The organism is Cytobacillus gottheilii (assembly GCF_900166665.1).
Classification (GTDB): domain Bacteria; phylum Bacillota; class Bacilli; order Bacillales; family Cytobacillaceae; genus Cytobacillus; species Cytobacillus gottheilii_A.
Map to the genome: position 1 here is coordinate 1,354,600 of NZ_LT800494.1, position 16,167 is coordinate 1,370,766.

Consider the following 16,167-nt stretch of genomic DNA (forward strand, 5'->3'; position numbering starts at 1 on the left):
CTCGTCCCTTGTATTTGTAATGAATACAAGGGACGAGAGTTTTTTGTGTTCAGACTATTTTTATACATATATAGTAATTAATTGTTTTAGGAGGATCAATTATGGCAATTCACATACCAAGAGGAACGCAGGATATTTTACCTGGAGAAGTTGAGAAATGGCAGCTTATTGAACAGAAGGCGAAGGAAATCTGCGACAGATTTCAATATCAGGAAATCAGAACGCCGATTTTCGAACACACAGAGCTGTTTTTGCGCGGAGTAGGCGATACAACGGATGTTGTCCAAAAAGAAATGTATACCTTTGAAGACCGCGGCGAGCGCAGCTTAACGCTTCGTCCAGAGGGAACAGCTGCTGTAGTGCGCTCTTATGTTGAAAATAAGATGTTTGGCTACGCGAACCAGCCGATTAAGCTTTATTATATGGGACCAATGTTCCGCTATGAACGCCCGCAGGCAGGCAGATTCCGCCAGTTTGTGCAATTTGGTGTTGAAGCAATCGGCAGTACTGATCCGGCAATAGATGCAGAAGTCATTGCTCTTGCAATGACATTTTATAAAGAAATGGGCTTAAAAAAATTAAAGCTTGTGATTAACAGCTTAGGTGATAAAGAAAGCAGAGGAGCTCACCGCGATGCATTGATTGCACACTTCAAACCGCGGATCGGAGAATTCTGCAGCGACTGTCAGAGCAGACTTGAGAAAAATCCGATGAGGATTTTGGATTGTAAAAAAGATCGTGAGCATGAACTAATGAAGACAGCACCATCGATATTGGATTACTTAAATGAAGAGTCAAAAACTTATTTTGAAAAGGTTCAGAGATATTTACAGGATCTTGACATAGAATTTGTGGTGGACCCAAATCTAGTGCGCGGATTGGACTATTACACACACACAGCATTTGAGATTATGAGTGATGCAGAAGGTTTTGGTGCCATCACAACTCTTTGCGGCGGCGGTAGATACAATGGATTAACAGAAGACATTGGCGGGCCGGAAGCCCCTGGTATTGGCTTTGCATTCAGTATTGAAAGACTCATTGCAGCTCTTGCTGCTGAAAAGGTAGAGCTGGATTTAAAGAGCAGCATTGATTGTTATCTTGTCGCATTGGGTGACGAAGCAAAGGATTACACAGTTGGCCTGCTGCAGAAGCTTAGAAACGCTGGCTTTTCTGCTGATCGAGATTATTTAGATCGTAAAATTAAAGCGCAATTTAAAGCGGCAGACCGGGTCAATGCGAAATATGTTGCTGTACTTGGAGAAGATGAACTAAAAGCAAATAAAATCAATCTAAAATCCATGGATACTGGTGAACAAACGGAAATCAATCTCAATACATTTATCGAGAAATTTATAGAACTAAGCGGCAAATAGGAGGAATAGAGATGTTTGGCAGAACTTATGAATGTGGGCATATCAACAGCAGCCATATTGGCGAAACAGTGACGTTAAAAGGATGGGTGCAAAAGCGCCGCGATCTGGGAGGACTAATTTTTATCGACCTTCGTGACCGTACGGGAATTGTGCAAATCGTGTTTAACCCGGAAGTTTCAAAAGAAGCATTAGAAACAGCAGAAAAAATCAGAAATGAATATGTGCTTGATGTGACAGGAACGGTTGTTGCACGTCAAGAAGGCACAGTGAACGAAAATCTGAAAACAGGGGAAATTGAAGTCTCAGTTGCAACTGTGAATATCATTAATGAAGCGAAAACACCTCCGTTTGTAATTGAAGATCAAACGGATGTATCTGAAGATATTCGTTTGAAATACCGATATTTAGATATGCGCAGACCAGCTATTTTTGAAACATTAAAAATGCGTCATCAAGTCACAAAAACAATGCGGAATTTCCTTGATGAAGAAGGATTCATCGATGTAGAAACACCAATTTTAACGAAGAGCACACCTGAAGGGGCTCGCGACTATTTAGTGCCTAGCCGAGTACATCCAGGCGAATTCTACGCACTTCCGCAATCACCGCAGATTTTCAAACAGTTATTGATGGTTGGCGGATTTGAAAAATATTATCAAATCGCCCGCTGTTTCCGTGATGAAGACTTGCGTGCGGACCGTCAGCCTGAATTTACACAGCTTGATATCGAAACAAGCTTCATGAGCCAGGATGATATTATTGCAATGATGGAATCAATGATGACAAAAATCATGAAGGACGTTAAGGGCATTCAGATTGAAACACCGTTTAACCGGATGCCATACCAAGAGGCGATGGACCGTTTTGGCTCAGATAAGCCGGATACACGCTTTGCAATGGAATTAACAGACGTGTCTGCTATTGTAAAGGACTCAGGTTTTAAGGTATTTGCAGGTGCTGTTTCATCTGGAGGGCAAGTGAAAGCCATTAATGTGAAAAATGGTGCATCAGCATACTCTCGTAAAGATATCGATGCTCTAACAGAATTCGTTGCCAGATATGGCGCAAAAGGCCTTGCATGGCTGAAAGCGGAAGAAGAAGGCTTAAAAGGACCAATTGCTAAGTTTGTCAGCCCAGAAGAAGAAAGTGAACTAAAATCGGCACTTTTAGTTGAAACAGGAGATTTGCTGTTATTTGTAGCTGATAAAAAGAATGTAGTTGCAGATGCATTAGGTGCACTTCGCTTAAAAATCGGTAAAGAACAAAACCTGATTGATCAAAGCAAATTCAATTTCTTATGGGTAACAGATTGGCCATTGCTTGAATATGCAGAAGATGAAGGCCGCTATTATGCAGCACACCATCCATTCACAATGCCGGCGCGTGATGATCTGCATTTATTGGACAGCAATCCTGAACAGGTGAAGGCACAAGCATATGACCTAGTCTTAAACGGCTATGAGCTTGGCGGTGGATCTCTACGTATTTTCGAACGTGAAGTCCAGGAAAAAATGTTTGAAGTACTTGGCTTCTCAAAAGAAGAAGCAAGAGAGCAGTTTGGATTCCTGCTTGAAGCATTCGAATATGGAACGCCTCCGCATGGCGGAATTGCTTTAGGCCTTGACCGTCTTGTGATGCTGCTTGCAGGCAGAACAAATCTGCGTGATACGATTGCATTCCCTAAAACAGCAAGTGCAAGCTGCGTGCTGACGAATGCACCAGGTGAGGTTAGTGAGACTCAGTTAGATGACTTACACTTAGCTTTAAATCTTAAAAAAAGTGAATAATTGCCTATTCCTTACTCATTGTAAGAGCTTTCATTTCGTGATATAATGAGTTCAATTCATAAAGAGTCCTGATGTGTTCGTTGCAATACCTGAAATTTTGACCGAACATTATTCCTTCGGGAGTCCAGAGTTTCCGAGCCGCGTAAATGCCTCCATGTTAGAGGACTTGCAAATGCAGGAACAGGACACCCACCTGCTGAGTGCGGGTTCAAAACGAAGGCACATGAGGCGACGGCATGATTGGGACTCTTTAACTACATACTTACGAATAAACCCTGCACTAATTGCGTGGGGTTTTTTAATGTGTTTTAAAATAATTTGAAAAAAATTAAAAATATTGCTGAAATTCATTTTAATGGCTGTTACATTCATTTTGGACGTACAAACAAAATGGAGGTAATACGGATGAAAATAAGAATTGAAAGTTTACTCGCAGCACGTATTGCGTATATTCGGCATGTTGGACCATATGGGATGGGGAATCTTGAAGCGATGAGGAGAATAAAAGAGTGGGGAAGGGAAAACGGGCTGATGCAGGGAGAAGGGATGATTGTGGGGATATCACATGATATCCTGGGACGACACTACCTGAACGCTGCAGATATGATGCTGGAATTGTGATCACTGAGGGAGTACTTTTGGATGATCAAGTTTGTGAGGGGGGTCTTTTGCCAGGAAGATATGCTATTTATGAAGTTGAGCATACTGCTGAAGCGATTGAGATAGCCTGGGGAATGATATTTTTGGAATTGAAGAAAAATGGATTACGTGTGGACATGGAGCGGCCGGCATTTGAGCGATATAGCGAAGAAAAGGTAGAGAGTCATCTTTGTGAGATTTGTGTACCTGTTAAATAGAGGGGATTTAGTGGGTTTGATAGGAAACTCAAATAATTTGATAGGAAACTCAGGAATTTTGATAGGAAAGCCGGATAATTTGATAGGAAGTCCAGGAATTTTGATAGGAACCCGAGAAATTTTGATAGGAAGTCCAGGAATTGATAGGAAACTCGAAAAATTTGATAGGAAGCCTAGGAATTTTGATAGGAAAAACACAAATTTTGATAGGAACCCGAGAAATTTTAATAGGAAACTCAAAACATTTAATAGGAAAATCTAATCTCACCGGCTAATTAACTCTAATTTTATGCAAAATTAGCTTTCCAGGCTCAATATAAAGCCATATTCCTTCACAAAACCAAAAAAACCGGAGAATCACAAAGCTTTTCTCCGGTTTCACGTCTTATTTGATTACCAAGCCTGGCGATAGATCTCGGCGAGTTCGGTTATCAGCGGAAGTTTTGGATTAGCGGTGGTGCACTGATCTTCAAAAGCGCGTTCTGCTAAGAAATCAACTCTGTTTTCAAACATCTCTTTGTTTACGCCGTTTCCTTGAAGGGTCATTGGGATTTCCAGCTCTTTCGCCAAGTCGCAGACTGCCTGGATCAGCGAGTTGACGCCTTCCTCTGTTGTCCGGGCAGGCAATCCTAGTGTTCTCGCAATTTCCGCATAGCGTTCGTCCGCAATAAAGCGTTCATACTTAGGGAATGCGGTGAATTTTTTTGGTTTGACTGCATTATAGCGAATCACATGCGGCATTAGGATTGCATTGGCACGGCCATGTGCAATATGAAATTCAGCGCCAAGCTTGTGGGCAAGGCTATGATTGATTCCTAAAAAGGCGTTCGCAAATGCCATTCCGGCGATGGTGGAGGCATTATGCATTTTTTCCCGTGCCACTTCATCGGCTCCATTTCGATATGCTTTAGGCAAATAGTCAAAGACAAGCTGAATGGCTTTTATGGCTAAGCCGTCCGTATAATCATTTGCCATGACGGAAACATAAGCCTCGATGGCATGTGTTAAAACGTCCATGCCTGTATCTGCCGTTATATGCTTCGGCACGGTCATGACATATTGTGGATCAATGATGGCAACATCAGGCGTTAACTCATAGTCTGCCAAAGGGTATTTAATATTTGCTTCTTTATCGGTAATAACTGAGAAGGAAGTGACTTCAGAACCGGTGCCAGAGGTTGTGGGTATCGCGACAAATTGTGCTCTTTCACCGAGTTTTTTATATTTGACGATTCTTTTTCGAATATCTAAAAACTTCTGCTTTAACCCAAAAAATTCAGTATCAGGATGCTCGTAAAATAGCCACATTCCTTTGGCTGCATCCATTGCTGAACCGCCGCCAAGCGCGATAATCACGTCTGGGTTAAACTGTGCCATCTGCTCAGCACCTTTTATGACCGTTTCAATGGAAGGATCTGGCTCTACATCAGAAAAAATCTCACAATGGACATAGTCTGGACGCTTGCGCAGATAATAAAGTACTTTATCGACATAACCGAGCTTTACCATGCCGGGATCTGTCACAATAAAGGCTTTCGAGATCTTTGGCATTTTTGCTAAATATTGAGTTGAATTCTTTTCAAAATAAACTTTTGGCGGGATTTTAAACCACTGCATGTTATTATTCCTTTGTGCCATTTTTTTAATATTGATAAGATGTACGGCTCCTACATTCGTAGATACAGAGTTTCCGCCGTAAGTTCCGCAGCCAAGCGTTAATGAAGGCATATAAGCATTGTAGATATCTCCAATGCCACCTTGAGAGGATGGAGCATTTAAAATAATTCTGCCTGCCTTCATTCGTGTGCCAAATATCCGCTGCACATGCTCGCTGCTGGAATGAAGAACGGCTGAATGCCCTAAACCGCCAAATTCCAGCATTTCTTCACATCGTGTTAATCCTTCTTCAAGGCTGTTTACTTTATAGCAGGCAAGTACTGGACTGAGTTTTTCCCGGGATAATGGGTATTCTGCGCCAACTCCTTTTAGCTCGGCTACCAGAATTTTTGTTCCTTCTGGCACATGGAAACCGGCTTTTTCAGCAATAACAGCTGCAGGCATGCCTACGATATCTGCATTGATGGCACATGTATGTTCATTAATGACAAGTTTCTCAAGCTTCTTTTTCTCATCAGGATTAACAAAATAACAGCCATTTTCGATCATTTCATTTTTGACTTCATTGTAGATTTCTTTATCAATGATGACCGCTTGCTCAGACGCACAAATCATCCCGTTGTCAAAGGTTTTGGAGAGAATTAAATCATTGATGGACCGTCTGACATTAGCTGTTTTTTCAATATAGCAAGGCACGTTTCCAGGTCCAACCCCTAGAGCGGGCTTTCCTGAGCTGTATGCAGATTTGACCATTCCGGATCCGCCTGTTGCAAGAATGAGTGAGATATCAGGGTGTGTCATTAATTGCTGTGTAGCAGCCAGAGATGGTGTTTCAATCCATTGAATACAATGCTCGGGAGCACCGGCCTGTATGGCCGCATCCCTCAGAATACGCGCCGCTTCACTGCTGCATTTTTGGGCGGAAGGATGAAAAGCAAATATAATCGGATTTCTTGTTTTTATGGATATGAGAGCTTTAAACATGGTTGTTGAAGTTGGATTCGTAACAGGTGTCACTCCAGCAATAACACCGATTGGTTCAGCAATTTCATAAATGCCTTCATGATTGTTTTCATGGATGATGCCAACGGTTTTATCGTATTTAATATTGTGATAGATGTATTCTGTTGCAAACATATTTTTTATGATTTTATCTTCATAGACACCTCTGCCGGTTTCTTCCACAGCAAGCTTGGCAAGCGGCATATGCTGATCAAGTCCGGCAAGAGCCATTGCTTTGACAATGCTATCTATATTTTCCTGAGAAAAACTGCTGAATTGTTTTAATGCCTGCAGTCCATTGGCAGCAAGCTGGTTCACTTCTGTTATAGCCGTAGCTTTTTCTGTTAGTTGTTTTTCATCAATAGCCATGATTAAACCCTCCAATTAAATTGTGAAATATTTCACATGATAGATTAAAAAAATAAACTATGCACTTACAGGGTTACGGGGGACTTTATCAAAAGTAATGTCCGTAAAGATTTTTGAGCTTCTTTTGACAATGATGACATAATTGACAGTCCAGATATAAGATGGGATATGATCATCTTCCGTAAACATCATACATTCAAATACATCACCTATTAATGCTTCAAAAGATGTTTGCGTATACTCCTCACGATCTGTAACGAATGTTTTCCATTCATAGACCATCATCTCAATCACTCCTTTTCTTTTTCTGAATTTAGAATAGCATATGCATGCATCGTAAAGTTTGTGAAATGTTGAACAAATTATGAATTATGGAAAAATATTCTATTAACAATTTGGTAATATTGCTTACTGCTGTGTCGAGCAATTGATCGGATAAATGTAGAAAAAGATCGATAAATACTTAATATGGATCGAAAAACACTGGGAAATGATCGAATACGTACGGGAAATGATCGAAAAGACGGGGTAAATGATTGAAAGATACACAATTCTATTGAAGTCGTCTTCAATGACGCGAGGTCCAGGTTAAAAGCCGTTACCTCTAGAGATAGAGTGTAACTAATAAATTCCTATCGAACTACTTGTATTTATAAAGAAGTATGATATATTCATTATCGGGTAAATGATAATATATAAGTTGATTACAATCGTTTGGAGTTGAATAAATATGTTGCATCAGTTTTCAAGAAATGAGCTTGCGATCGGCAAGGAAGGTATAGACATTATGAAAAATAGTACGGTTGCCGTACTGGGAATTGGCGGAGTAGGAACGTTTGCTGCGGAAGCGCTTGCCCGTTCTGGAGTAGGCAGACTGATTCTTGTCGATAAAGATGACGTAGACATTACCAATGTGAATAGACAAATTATCGCTTTATTATCAACTGTCGGTCAGCCGAAAGCGGATTTAATGAAAGAAAGAATCAAAGACATTAACCCGGATTGCGAAGTCATCGCCCTGAAAATGTTTTATACAGAAGAAACCTATGAGCAATTTTTTGATTATGGTTTGGATTTTGTGGTCGATGCTTCTGATACGATTTCTTATAAAATCCACCTAATGAAAGAATGCTTAAGCCGCAATATTCCTGTGATTTCAAGCATGGGTGCTGCGAATAAGATGGATCCAACCCGTTTTCAGATTGCGGATATTTCAAAAACACATACAGATCCAATTGCAAAGGTGATTCGTACACGCCTAAGAAAAGAAGGCATTCGCAAAGGAATTCCGGTTGTGTTTTCAGATGAAAGCCCAATTGTGATTCGTGAGGATGTGCGCAAGGAAGTTGGCAAGGATGATGCAGTGATTCGCAAAGCCAAAATGCCGCCATCTTCCAATGCCTTTGTTCCTTCTGTAGCCGGCCTGGTTATGGCGAGTTATGTAGTGAGGGAATTATTAAGCGATATTAAAATTACAAGAGTAAAAGATGAGAAGTAAAAGTCCAGCAATGGACTTTTTTTCGTTTGTGGAGATGCAAGATTCTAAGGTGTGAAGTAGCGTTTGGCGGATAAATAGCTGTTTTCGCGGATATTTCAAAAATAACGGCGGATATATATTTTTGGCGTGGGTTATTTTCACTGGAAGGCGGATATCCCAATTGTTAGCTTTAAAAAAACAGAATTCAGCTCCTAATCACACTTTATAAAGCAAAAATGATTGCGAACCAGCGTTTCGCAATTATTTTACCACTAATCTCAATGCACAACCCGCTTAATCTCTCCATCAAACAAATTCGATGCCTCTTCAAAAAGCTTCGTCATTTCTTCATGCTGCTCCAGGCTAGCTTCATATTTGCTGCGCTTTTCCTCAAGCTGCGACTTCAGAAATTCGTTTTGTTGTGATAGCTCAGACTGTATTTTTTTCAACTCTTCGTTTTCCTTCAGCAATCCAGGGAATTCTTCCAAAAATGCAATTACATCTGATAAATGAATGTCTTTTTTATGTAGAGCCTGCCCTTTGTTTATGTGAAACCAGCGATTGGAGCAGGCTGCCACTGAGCGGTTCAGCTTGGCTGCGACCGTTTTAAATGCGGCAGATTTAGGATCGCCATTCCCGGTATAATCGAGCACGGTTTCTCTCAGCAATTCATCATCCTTATGGGTCCATTTTTGGTTTGTACTCATAGGGTATCACCATCCATTTTCATTAGGTCTATTCTTACCTTCACCTAGTACTGTTAAAAAAATACAAAAATTAATTGACATTTAAAAATGTATTAGTGTATTATTTGACTAGTACACGAATACAGTAAAGGGGGTATCATTATTTGTGACGGCCTTTAAAGGACTTTACATCAAAGAAGCAAAATTAATGAAAATTTGGTTTATATGGGGGATTTTGCTCAGCATTGCAATAGCTGCTGCAGGCTATAGCATCTCTCAATATGTAAATGACATGATTGTTTTTGAAGTGCTTGTGTTCATGATCCTCAGTGCACATGCTTTTTACTTGCCGATTTATCTGCTTCTGTCATTGAATATGGAAGCAAAAACTCAGCTATGGCTTCATAATCCGAATAGCGGTTATCAGCTCTTTTTTTCAAAGTTTTTAACAGGGTTTGTGTTTATGATGGTTTCTATTTTTATTGCTTTCATCATTGCGATATGGGCAACGAAGAGTGATATTGGCATTTATTTCTTGGCCAAGGATCATCTGCCTCTATTCATACTGACTGGTGTGTCATTAAGTATTATTGTCTATTCATTCTATTTAGGAATATGGACATTTTTTTATTGGACCTTATATCATTCGCTAAAATTATATGGATGGAACAGCGGATGGCGATGGGGCTTTTTAATATGCTTATGGGTTGTCTCATTTAATATTGAAAACCTGATTCGCGAGCTCCCTATTTATCAATCCTTTTGGGAACTTGGCGCCATTGATATGACCAGCCTCAAAACGTTGAACTATGAACTTTCAAAGCAGTCTTTTTCAGCCGAGTTTACAGCAGATCCTTTTATCTCACTGACAGAAATTGCACTCTATTTAATCCTTATAATGGCAGTGGTTATGTTTTCTATTTGGATGCTGGAGAAGAAGGTTGAGGTGTGAATACGATGGGCGATCAGTTTCAAGCTTCAAAGCCGATTTATATGCAAATTGTCAGTAAGGTACAGCAGCAGATTATTCGCGGAGATCTCCAGGCTGGAAGCAAGCTGCCTTCGGTTCGGGAAATGGCGATTCAATCTGGTGTGAATCCAAATACAATCCAAAGGACTTATAGTGAATTGGAGAGGACGGGAATTGTGTTGACGAAACGCGGTCAGGGAACGTTTGTAACGGATGAACATGGTGTGATTGCTGCTTTAAAAAGAGAAATGCAGGATGAAGTCATTCATTCCTTTGTCGATAGTATGAAAGAGCTTGGTGTACCCCCTGAACAATTGATACAAAAGGTACAGGATTATTTGGAGGGGAGTTCATGATTGAGTTTGCAGATGTTCATAAGAAGTACGGGAGGAAAAAAGCGATCCATTCCATGTCTTTTGCGCTGGAAAGGGGAAAAATTTATGGATTGGTTGGTCCGAATGGAAGCGGGAAATCAACGACGTTAAAACTGATTGCTGGTCTCGCCTATCCCTCCGAAGGCAATGTCAAAGTAAATGGGAAAAAGCCTGATCGAAAAACAGCCGGGACAGTGGCTTACTTAACAGAATTGGATACACTTTATCCTACTTTTACACCTAAAGACTTAATCACGTTTTACGATACGCAGTTTTCTGATTTTGATCAAACAAGAGCATATGAATTGCTGAGTTTTATGTCATTGGAAAAAGATACAAAAATAAAGCATCTGTCAAAAGGAAGCCGTGGCAGGTTAAAGCTGGTTTTGGCCTTAGCGAGGGATGCAGAATATTTGCTGCTTGATGAGCCTTTTTCTGGATTAGACCCAATGGTTCGGGAGTCGATTGTGAAAGGGCTGCTGACGTATATCGATTTCGACAAACAAACCCTTCTGATTGCAACTCATGAAATTGCTGAAATTGAAGCCTTGCTGGATGAAGTGCTCGTTTTACAGAATGGTGAACTGATTGCACATGAAGAAGTCGAGGCTTTAAGAGAAGAGAAGGGCCTGTCTATTATTGAGTGGATGAAAGTAATTTTTCAGAGCAGTGCAGAGAGAGATGAAATATAAAAGAGGTGAAGATATGGAAAATTTTGTAGAGATTCAAAATGTATCAAAAGTAATTAAAGGAAGAAAAATTATTGATTCCTTAAGCTTTGAGGTGAAAAGCGGCGAGGTATTCGGCTTTTTAGGTCCAAATGGAGCGGGAAAAACAACGACGATTCGTATGATTGCTGGGTTGATTGGCATCACCTCAGGTGATATTCAGATTCTGGGCAGCAGCGTAAAAACAAACTTTGAAGATGCCATTCAGCATGTGGGGGCCATTGTTGAAAACCCGGAAATGTATAAGTTTATGAGCGGATATCAAAACCTCGTGCATTTCGGACGGATGTCAAAAGGCGTAACAAAGGAAAAAATCATGGAAACCGTTGAGTTTGTCGGCTTAAAAGACCGAATTCATGATAAAGTCAAAACCTATTCACTTGGAATGAGGCAGCGCCTTGGTTTAGCGCAATGTCTATTGCATGACCCAAAAGTTTTAATATTGGATGAACCTACAAATGGCTTAGATCCTTCTGGTATTAGAGAGATCCGGGATCATATTCGGAAATTAGCAAGAGTAAAAGGCATGGCAGTAATTGTTTCAAGTCATTTGCTTTCAGAAATGGAAATGATGTGTGACCGCATTGGCATTATTCAGCAAGGAAAACTTGTGGATGTTCAGCTTGTGCATGATGTTGTGCAAACAGGCGAAAAACAGTATGAGCTCGAAGCAGAGCCGGCCAATGCGGCAGTTGAGCTATTAAAACAGCAATATACAGAAAGTTCAATTGCGCTGTCAGATAAAAATATTTCAATTGTTATTGGTAAAGAAGAGGTTCCGAGCATGATTTCAATGCTTGTTCAAAACGATGTAAAGATATACGGGCTGAAAGAAGTTAATAAAACTTTGGAAGACCGATTCCTTGAAATTACTGCAAAGAAGGGGGAGTAAAGAATGCTGAATTTATTAAAAAATGAATGGATGAAAATTTTTAAACGTGCGGGCACTTATGTCATGATTGGTCTCTTGTTACTTTTTGTCACCGTCATGGCTGCATTTATTAAGTATCAGGAAAGCGGCGGAACAGTTCCGGATAACAGCGATTGGCAGCGCGGGATTGAAATGCAAAATGAAACACTGACGAAAGAATTAGAAGAATACGGTGATACATTCACACCTGAAATGAGACACAGTTATGAAAGCGATATTGCCATTGGTGAATATCGACTGCAACATAATATTTCACCAAATGACAGTTATTCAGTCTGGAGCTTTGTTCAGGATGCATCTTTTGTTATTGAATTTGTTGGGATGTTTTCAATTATTATTGCAGCTGGTATTGTGGCCAGTGAATTTAACTGGGGCACAATCAAACTGCTTTTGATCAGGCCGATTCGCCGGGAAAAAATCCTGCTTTCAAAATATGTAACAGTTGTTTTGTTTAGTTTAATGCTGCTCGTGCTTCTCTTCAGTTATTCTGCTATTTTGGGCGGTATCCTCTTTGGAACACCTGGTGAAGTGTCGCCATATTTGCGCTATCAGGACGGACAGGTAATTGAGACTAGCATGTTTGTGCATTTACTAACCTACTATGGATTAAACTCGATTAATTTATTTATGCTGACGACAATGGCCTTTATGATTTCAGCGGCGTTCAGAAACAGTTCGCTTGCAATCGGCCTTTCCCTCTTCCTTATGTTTATGGGCGACACGGTGACAAGCCTGGTTGCGATGAGATATGATTGGGCGAAGTACATTTTGTTTGCCAACACTGATTTAATGCAATACCTGGATGGCTCTCCGCTGATCGCAGGAATGACAATGGGCTTCTCAGTCATCATGCTTATTATTTACTTCTTGCTATTCCAGTTCATTGCTTTCTATACATTTAAGAAACGTGATGTGGCTGCATAACAGCTAAAAAATGCTTAGGACCATTGAGGTTCTAAGCATTTTATATAGATTCAAATAGTAAAAATGTGAACATTGGAGAAGCTGCCTTGTTGGCTTTCTATGATTTCTTTCAAAAAAATCAGTAAGTCCGTGCCAACATGGTCAATTATTTCATCAGCTTCTGATAAATCGCCGCAAGTGCCTGCTCAAATTTTCCTGTCAGTTTTGGAGCATAGTATTTTTTATGCTTTAGTTTGTCCGGCAGGTATTGCTGTTTTACCCATCCAGATTCATAATCATGCGGATATTTATAGTCAATTCCGCGTCCAAGCTCTGCTGCGCCTTTGTAGTGAGCATCTTTTAAATGATTCGGCACATCACCGCTTATTCCGCTGCGTATATCCCCTAAAGCACTATCGATTGCTGAAATGGCTGAGTTTGATTTAGGTGAAAGACATAACTCAATGACAGCATTGGCAAGCGGAATGCGTGCTTCCGGAAAGCCTAGACGCTCGGCCGATTCAATCGCCGCTAATGTTCTGGCTCCTACCTGCGGGGAGGCGAGTCCAATATCTTCGTAGGCAATCACTAATAATCTGCGGCCAATACTGGTAAGATCACCTGCTTCGATCAGTCTGCCCAAGTAATGCAAAGCTGCATTGACATCACTGCCACGAATGGACTTTTGAAAGCCAGAGAGTACATCATAATGTCCGTCTCCATCTTTATCATGGTGAAAGCTCTTTTTCTGCATGCATTCTTCAGCAACTGCTAACGTTATATGGATGACATCATTATCAGCTGCTGTTGATAATGCGGCAAGCTCTAAGGCATTGAGGGCACTGCGGACATCACCATTCGAGCTTGTAGCAAAAAAAGTGAGTGCATCCTCATCGATTTGGATGTTTTTATCTCCAAGCCCTTGTTTTTGATCATCGATTGCCCTTGTTAAGGCAAGCTTGAGATCTTCAATGGATAACGGCTTTAATTCAAAAATCTGGCATCTGCTTCTAATGGCAGGATTTATGGCATGGTAGGGATTGCTGGTTGTCGCGCCAATTAATGTAATCATGCCGCTTTCAAGGTATGGAAGCAGAAAGTCCTGTTTCCCTTTATCAAGACGATGGACTTCATCAAGCAGAAGAATCACTTTCCCAGACATTTTGGCTTCAGCCGCAACGATTTCCATATCTTTTTTATTATTGGTAACAGCATTTAATGTACGAAAGGCAAACCGGGTGCTGCCGGCAATGGCGCTCGCAATCGACGTTTTACCAATTCCGGGTGGTCCATATAATATCATTGAAGAAAGCTGTTTGGCTTTTACCATCCGATCTATAATTTTTCCTTCACCAACCAAATGCTCCTGTCCGATGATTTCGTCTATTGTTTTAGGTCGCATCCTGAAGGCTAACGGTTTAATGCTCATGACAATCACTCCAAATATAATGCGGGGATTTTTCTGCTTTAAACATATCATAAACTGTCCATTTGTATAAATGAATAATGCCTGCAATTATGCTATAATGACAAAAGTCTATAGAGAAAATAAGGATTTTAACTATATATAAGATCACATATGTAGATGGGAAAAGAGGATGAATATGAAGAGAAGAGGCCAGATCGGTCCAAGATTTTCGGTATACTTAGTAGGATTGCTCGTGATGAGTCTTGGAATTGATTTGGTGATATTGGCTGATTTAGGAGCCTCACCGTGGGATGTTCTGCATGTTGGTCTTTATTATCAATTCGGATTATCGATTGGAAGCTGGTCTATTATCGTTGGCATTGCTGTGCTAATTGTATCAGCCCTTATATCGAAGGAAATGCCTAAGGCCGGTGCATACTTGAATATGATTCTTGTCGGTTTGTTTATCGATATGTATATGTTATTGCCTTTTATGGATACTCCTTCAAGTATGGCAGGACAGCTTCTTATGTTTGCAGCTGGTATTCTTATTAACTGTTATGGAATGGGACTTTATATATCAGCCCAGCTGGGAGCAGGTCCTCGCGATAGTCTTATGATTGCACTAACTTCAAAGACCGGCTGGAAGGTCGGAAGAGTGCGTGCTGTGATGGAAATACTAGTGTTAATTGTCGGCTGGCAGCTTGGCGGTCCTGTTTTTTGGGGAACCGTTTTTATTAGTTTATGTATAGGTCCACTTGTAGGAAAGGCATTGCCGCAATGTCAAAAGCTGACGGATCTATTTTTGGTGTCGCTACGAAAACAGCCTTTTATAGATAAAGAAAATAGAGGTGTAAATCCATGAAAATATCAACTAAAGGCCGTTACGGCTTAACGATTATGATTGAACTTGCCAGAAAACATGGCGAAGGACCGATCTCCTTAAAGGTTATTGCCCAGAATAATGATTTATCAGAGCATTACTTAGAGCAGCTCATTGCCCCGCTGCGAAATGCGGGATTGGTTAAGAGCATTAGAGGCGCATATGGCGGCTATATATTAGGCAGAGAGCCGCAAGACATCACCTCTGGAGATATTATTCGTGTTCTAGAAGGTCCAATTAGTCCTGTTGAAGGCATTGAAGACGAAGAACCAGCAAAGCGAGAACTGTGGATCAGAATTCGCGATGCTGTCAAAGATGTATTAGACAACACCACGATCGAAGACTTGGCGAATCATACAGACGACAATGCTGGCGATTCTTATATGTTTTATATTTGATGAGTGGGAGATTAACGCCTAGGATCCGCTTTGATGAGGGAGATGGATTGGTGGAAATGGAGTTTAACAACCGAACTCCGTTTCTAGGGTAGAGTTGGATCGTTAAAAAGAGAGTTAAACACCCGAACTCCGGTTTTAGATTAGAGTTGGGTCGTTAAAAAGGGAGTTAAACCCCCGAACTCCGGTTATAGGGTAGAGCTGGGTCGTTAAAAAGGGAGATTAACCCCCGAACTCCGGTTATAGGGTAGAGATTGGTCGTTGAAAAGAGAGTTTAACCCCCGAACTCCGTTTCTAGGGTAGAGCTGGGTCGTTAAAAAGGGAGTTAAACCCCCGAACTCCGGTTATAGGGTAGAGTTGGGTCGTTAAAAAGGGAGTTAAACCCCCGAACTCCGGTTATAGGG

At 40.8% G+C, this 16,167-nt stretch carries 17 protein-coding genes, 1 other RNA gene and 1 other annotated feature (1 of these 19 only partly in view); of the genes, 14 read left to right on the forward strand and 4 right to left on the reverse strand.

All coding sequences use genetic code 11. The annotated features are described in order from the left end of the window. Positions 1-12, forward strand: a binding site (T-box leader) (it extends 225 nt beyond the left edge of the window). An 89-nt stretch (positions 13-101) separates the two neighbouring features. The 6 genes from hisS to B7E07_RS06585 all read left to right on the forward strand — a co-directional run bounded on the left by hisS (position 102) and on the right by B7E07_RS06585 (position 4,282). Continuing rightward, positions 102-1,376 carry a histidine--tRNA ligase gene (hisS, locus tag B7E07_RS06565; RefSeq protein ID WP_080844728.1) on the forward strand — a complete coding sequence of 425 codons (1,275 nt, stop codon included), beginning with the start codon at positions 102-104 and terminating at the stop codon, positions 1,374-1,376. A gap of 11 nt (positions 1,377-1,387) precedes the next feature. After that, complete coding sequence (gene aspS, locus B7E07_RS06570; protein ID WP_080844729.1) at positions 1,388-3,163, forward strand: aspartate--tRNA ligase; 1,776 nt, start codon at positions 1,388-1,390, stop codon at positions 3,161-3,163. Positions 3,164-3,225: 62 nt separating this feature from the next. Next, positions 3,226-3,414: non-coding RNA, 6S RNA (gene ssrS, locus B7E07_RS06575), on the forward strand. Positions 3,415-3,568: 154 nt separating this feature from the next. Continuing rightward, the gene (locus B7E07_RS24390; protein ID WP_257391405.1) at positions 3,569-3,784 is read left to right on the forward strand and encodes a GyrI-like domain-containing protein; all 216 of its coding nucleotides are present in this window, start codon (positions 3,569-3,571) and stop codon (positions 3,782-3,784) included. After that, positions 3,781-4,020, forward strand: coding sequence for a GyrI-like domain-containing protein (locus B7E07_RS24395; protein WP_257391406.1), 240 nt, complete (start codon positions 3,781-3,783; stop codon positions 4,018-4,020). Before B7E07_RS24390 ends, B7E07_RS24395 begins: the two co-directional genes overlap by 4 nt. Before the next feature lie 10 nt (positions 4,021-4,030). Further along, a complete protein-coding gene (locus tag B7E07_RS06585; protein WP_080844731.1) occupies positions 4,031-4,282 on the forward strand; it encodes a hypothetical protein in 252 nt (83 codons plus the stop codon). 131 nt (positions 4,283-4,413) lie between these two features. On the opposite strand, the gene adhE is transcribed toward B7E07_RS06585, so the two are convergent. Next, positions 4,414-7,008 (reverse strand): bifunctional acetaldehyde-CoA/alcohol dehydrogenase, encoded by a 2,595-nt coding sequence (adhE, locus tag B7E07_RS06590; RefSeq protein WP_080844732.1) that lies wholly within the window; start codon positions 7,006-7,008, stop codon positions 4,414-4,416. A 57-nt stretch (positions 7,009-7,065) separates the two neighbouring features. Beyond that, the gene (locus B7E07_RS06595; RefSeq protein ID WP_080844733.1) at positions 7,066-7,293 is read right to left on the reverse strand and encodes a hypothetical protein; all 228 of its coding nucleotides are present in this window, start codon (positions 7,291-7,293) and stop codon (positions 7,066-7,068) included. 445 nt (positions 7,294-7,738) lie between these two features. Here B7E07_RS06595 and B7E07_RS06600 point away from each other — a divergent pair, with 445 nt between their 5' ends. Further along, the gene (locus tag B7E07_RS06600) at positions 7,739-8,506 is read left to right on the forward strand and encodes a tRNA threonylcarbamoyladenosine dehydratase (protein ID WP_080844735.1); all 768 of its coding nucleotides are present in this window, start codon (positions 7,739-7,741) and stop codon (positions 8,504-8,506) included. A 257-nt stretch (positions 8,507-8,763) separates the two neighbouring features. On the opposite strand, the gene B7E07_RS06605 is transcribed toward B7E07_RS06600, so the two are convergent. Further along, positions 8,764-9,192 carry a hypothetical protein gene (locus tag B7E07_RS06605; RefSeq protein ID WP_080844736.1) on the reverse strand — a complete coding sequence of 143 codons (429 nt, stop codon included), beginning with the start codon at positions 9,190-9,192 and terminating at the stop codon, positions 8,764-8,766. Between the two features lie 145 nt (positions 9,193-9,337). Between B7E07_RS06605 and B7E07_RS06610 the strand changes: the two genes are divergently transcribed. From B7E07_RS06610 to B7E07_RS06630, 5 genes are read left to right on the forward strand one after another with little or no spacing between them, the layout of a single operon-like run. Next, on the forward strand, positions 9,338-10,123 hold the full coding sequence (locus tag B7E07_RS06610) for a hypothetical protein (RefSeq protein WP_080844738.1): 786 nt from the start codon (positions 9,338-9,340) through the stop codon (positions 10,121-10,123). A gap of 5 nt (positions 10,124-10,128) precedes the next feature. Next, positions 10,129-10,497 (forward strand): GntR family transcriptional regulator, encoded by a 369-nt coding sequence (locus tag B7E07_RS06615; RefSeq protein WP_080844740.1) that lies wholly within the window; start codon positions 10,129-10,131, stop codon positions 10,495-10,497. After that, the gene (locus tag B7E07_RS06620; RefSeq protein WP_080844742.1) at positions 10,494-11,207 is read left to right on the forward strand and encodes an ABC transporter ATP-binding protein; all 714 of its coding nucleotides are present in this window, start codon (positions 10,494-10,496) and stop codon (positions 11,205-11,207) included. Before B7E07_RS06615 ends, B7E07_RS06620 begins: the two co-directional genes overlap by 4 nt. A 13-nt stretch (positions 11,208-11,220) precedes the next feature. Further along, a complete protein-coding gene (locus B7E07_RS06625) occupies positions 11,221-12,135 on the forward strand; it encodes an ABC transporter ATP-binding protein (protein ID WP_080849123.1) in 915 nt (304 codons plus the stop codon). Positions 12,136-12,138: 3 nt separating this feature from the next. After that, on the forward strand, positions 12,139-13,098 hold the full coding sequence (locus tag B7E07_RS06630) for an ABC transporter permease (RefSeq protein ID WP_080844743.1): 960 nt from the start codon (positions 12,139-12,141) through the stop codon (positions 13,096-13,098). A gap of 145 nt (positions 13,099-13,243) precedes the next feature. On the opposite strand, the gene B7E07_RS06635 is transcribed toward B7E07_RS06630, so the two are convergent. Beyond that, positions 13,244-14,506, reverse strand: coding sequence for a replication-associated recombination protein A (locus B7E07_RS06635; protein WP_080844746.1), 1,263 nt, complete (start codon positions 14,504-14,506; stop codon positions 13,244-13,246). Between the two features lie 169 nt (positions 14,507-14,675). Between B7E07_RS06635 and B7E07_RS06640 the strand changes: the two genes are divergently transcribed. Both B7E07_RS06640 and cymR read left to right on the forward strand, forming a co-directional pair. Continuing rightward, entirely contained in the window at positions 14,676-15,350 is a 675-nt protein-coding gene (locus B7E07_RS06640) for a YczE/YyaS/YitT family protein (protein ID WP_080844750.1), read from the forward strand. Then, entirely contained in the window at positions 15,347-15,766 is a 420-nt protein-coding gene (cymR, locus tag B7E07_RS06645) for a cysteine metabolism transcriptional regulator CymR (RefSeq protein ID WP_080844756.1), read from the forward strand. Before B7E07_RS06640 ends, cymR begins: the two co-directional genes overlap by 4 nt. Positions 15,767-16,167: the final 401 nt, after the last annotated feature.

Bases quoted from the DNA above. Each gene is read 5' to 3' on its own strand.
- hisS (WP_080844728.1), top strand. From the start codon at position 102: ATGGCAATTCACATACCAAGAGGAACGCAGGATATTTTACCTGGAGAA.
- aspS (WP_080844729.1), top strand. From the start codon at position 1,388: ATGTTTGGCAGAACTTATGAATGTGGGCATATCAACAGCAGCCATATT.
- B7E07_RS24390 (WP_257391405.1), top strand. From the start codon at position 3,569: ATGAAAATAAGAATTGAAAGTTTACTCGCAGCACGTATTGCGTATATT.
- adhE (WP_080844732.1), bottom strand. From the start codon at position 7,008: ATGGCTATTGATGAAAAACAACTAACAGAAAAAGCTACGGCTATAACA.
- B7E07_RS06595 (WP_080844733.1), bottom strand. From the start codon at position 7,293: ATGATGGTCTATGAATGGAAAACATTCGTTACAGATCGTGAGGAGTAT.
- B7E07_RS06600 (WP_080844735.1), top strand. From the start codon at position 7,739: ATGTTGCATCAGTTTTCAAGAAATGAGCTTGCGATCGGCAAGGAAGGT.
- B7E07_RS06605 (WP_080844736.1), bottom strand. From the start codon at position 9,192: ATGAGTACAAACCAAAAATGGACCCATAAGGATGATGAATTGCTGAGA.
- B7E07_RS06615 (WP_080844740.1), top strand. From the start codon at position 10,129: ATGGGCGATCAGTTTCAAGCTTCAAAGCCGATTTATATGCAAATTGTC.
- B7E07_RS06620 (WP_080844742.1), top strand. From the start codon at position 10,494: ATGATTGAGTTTGCAGATGTTCATAAGAAGTACGGGAGGAAAAAAGCG.
- B7E07_RS06625 (WP_080849123.1), top strand. From the start codon at position 11,221: ATGGAAAATTTTGTAGAGATTCAAAATGTATCAAAAGTAATTAAAGGA.
- B7E07_RS06630 (WP_080844743.1), top strand. From the start codon at position 12,139: ATGCTGAATTTATTAAAAAATGAATGGATGAAAATTTTTAAACGTGCG.
- B7E07_RS06635 (WP_080844746.1), bottom strand. From the start codon at position 14,506: ATGAGCATTAAACCGTTAGCCTTCAGGATGCGACCTAAAACAATAGAC.
- B7E07_RS06640 (WP_080844750.1), top strand. From the start codon at position 14,676: ATGAATATGAAGAGAAGAGGCCAGATCGGTCCAAGATTTTCGGTATAC.
- cymR (WP_080844756.1), top strand. From the start codon at position 15,347: ATGAAAATATCAACTAAAGGCCGTTACGGCTTAACGATTATGATTGAA.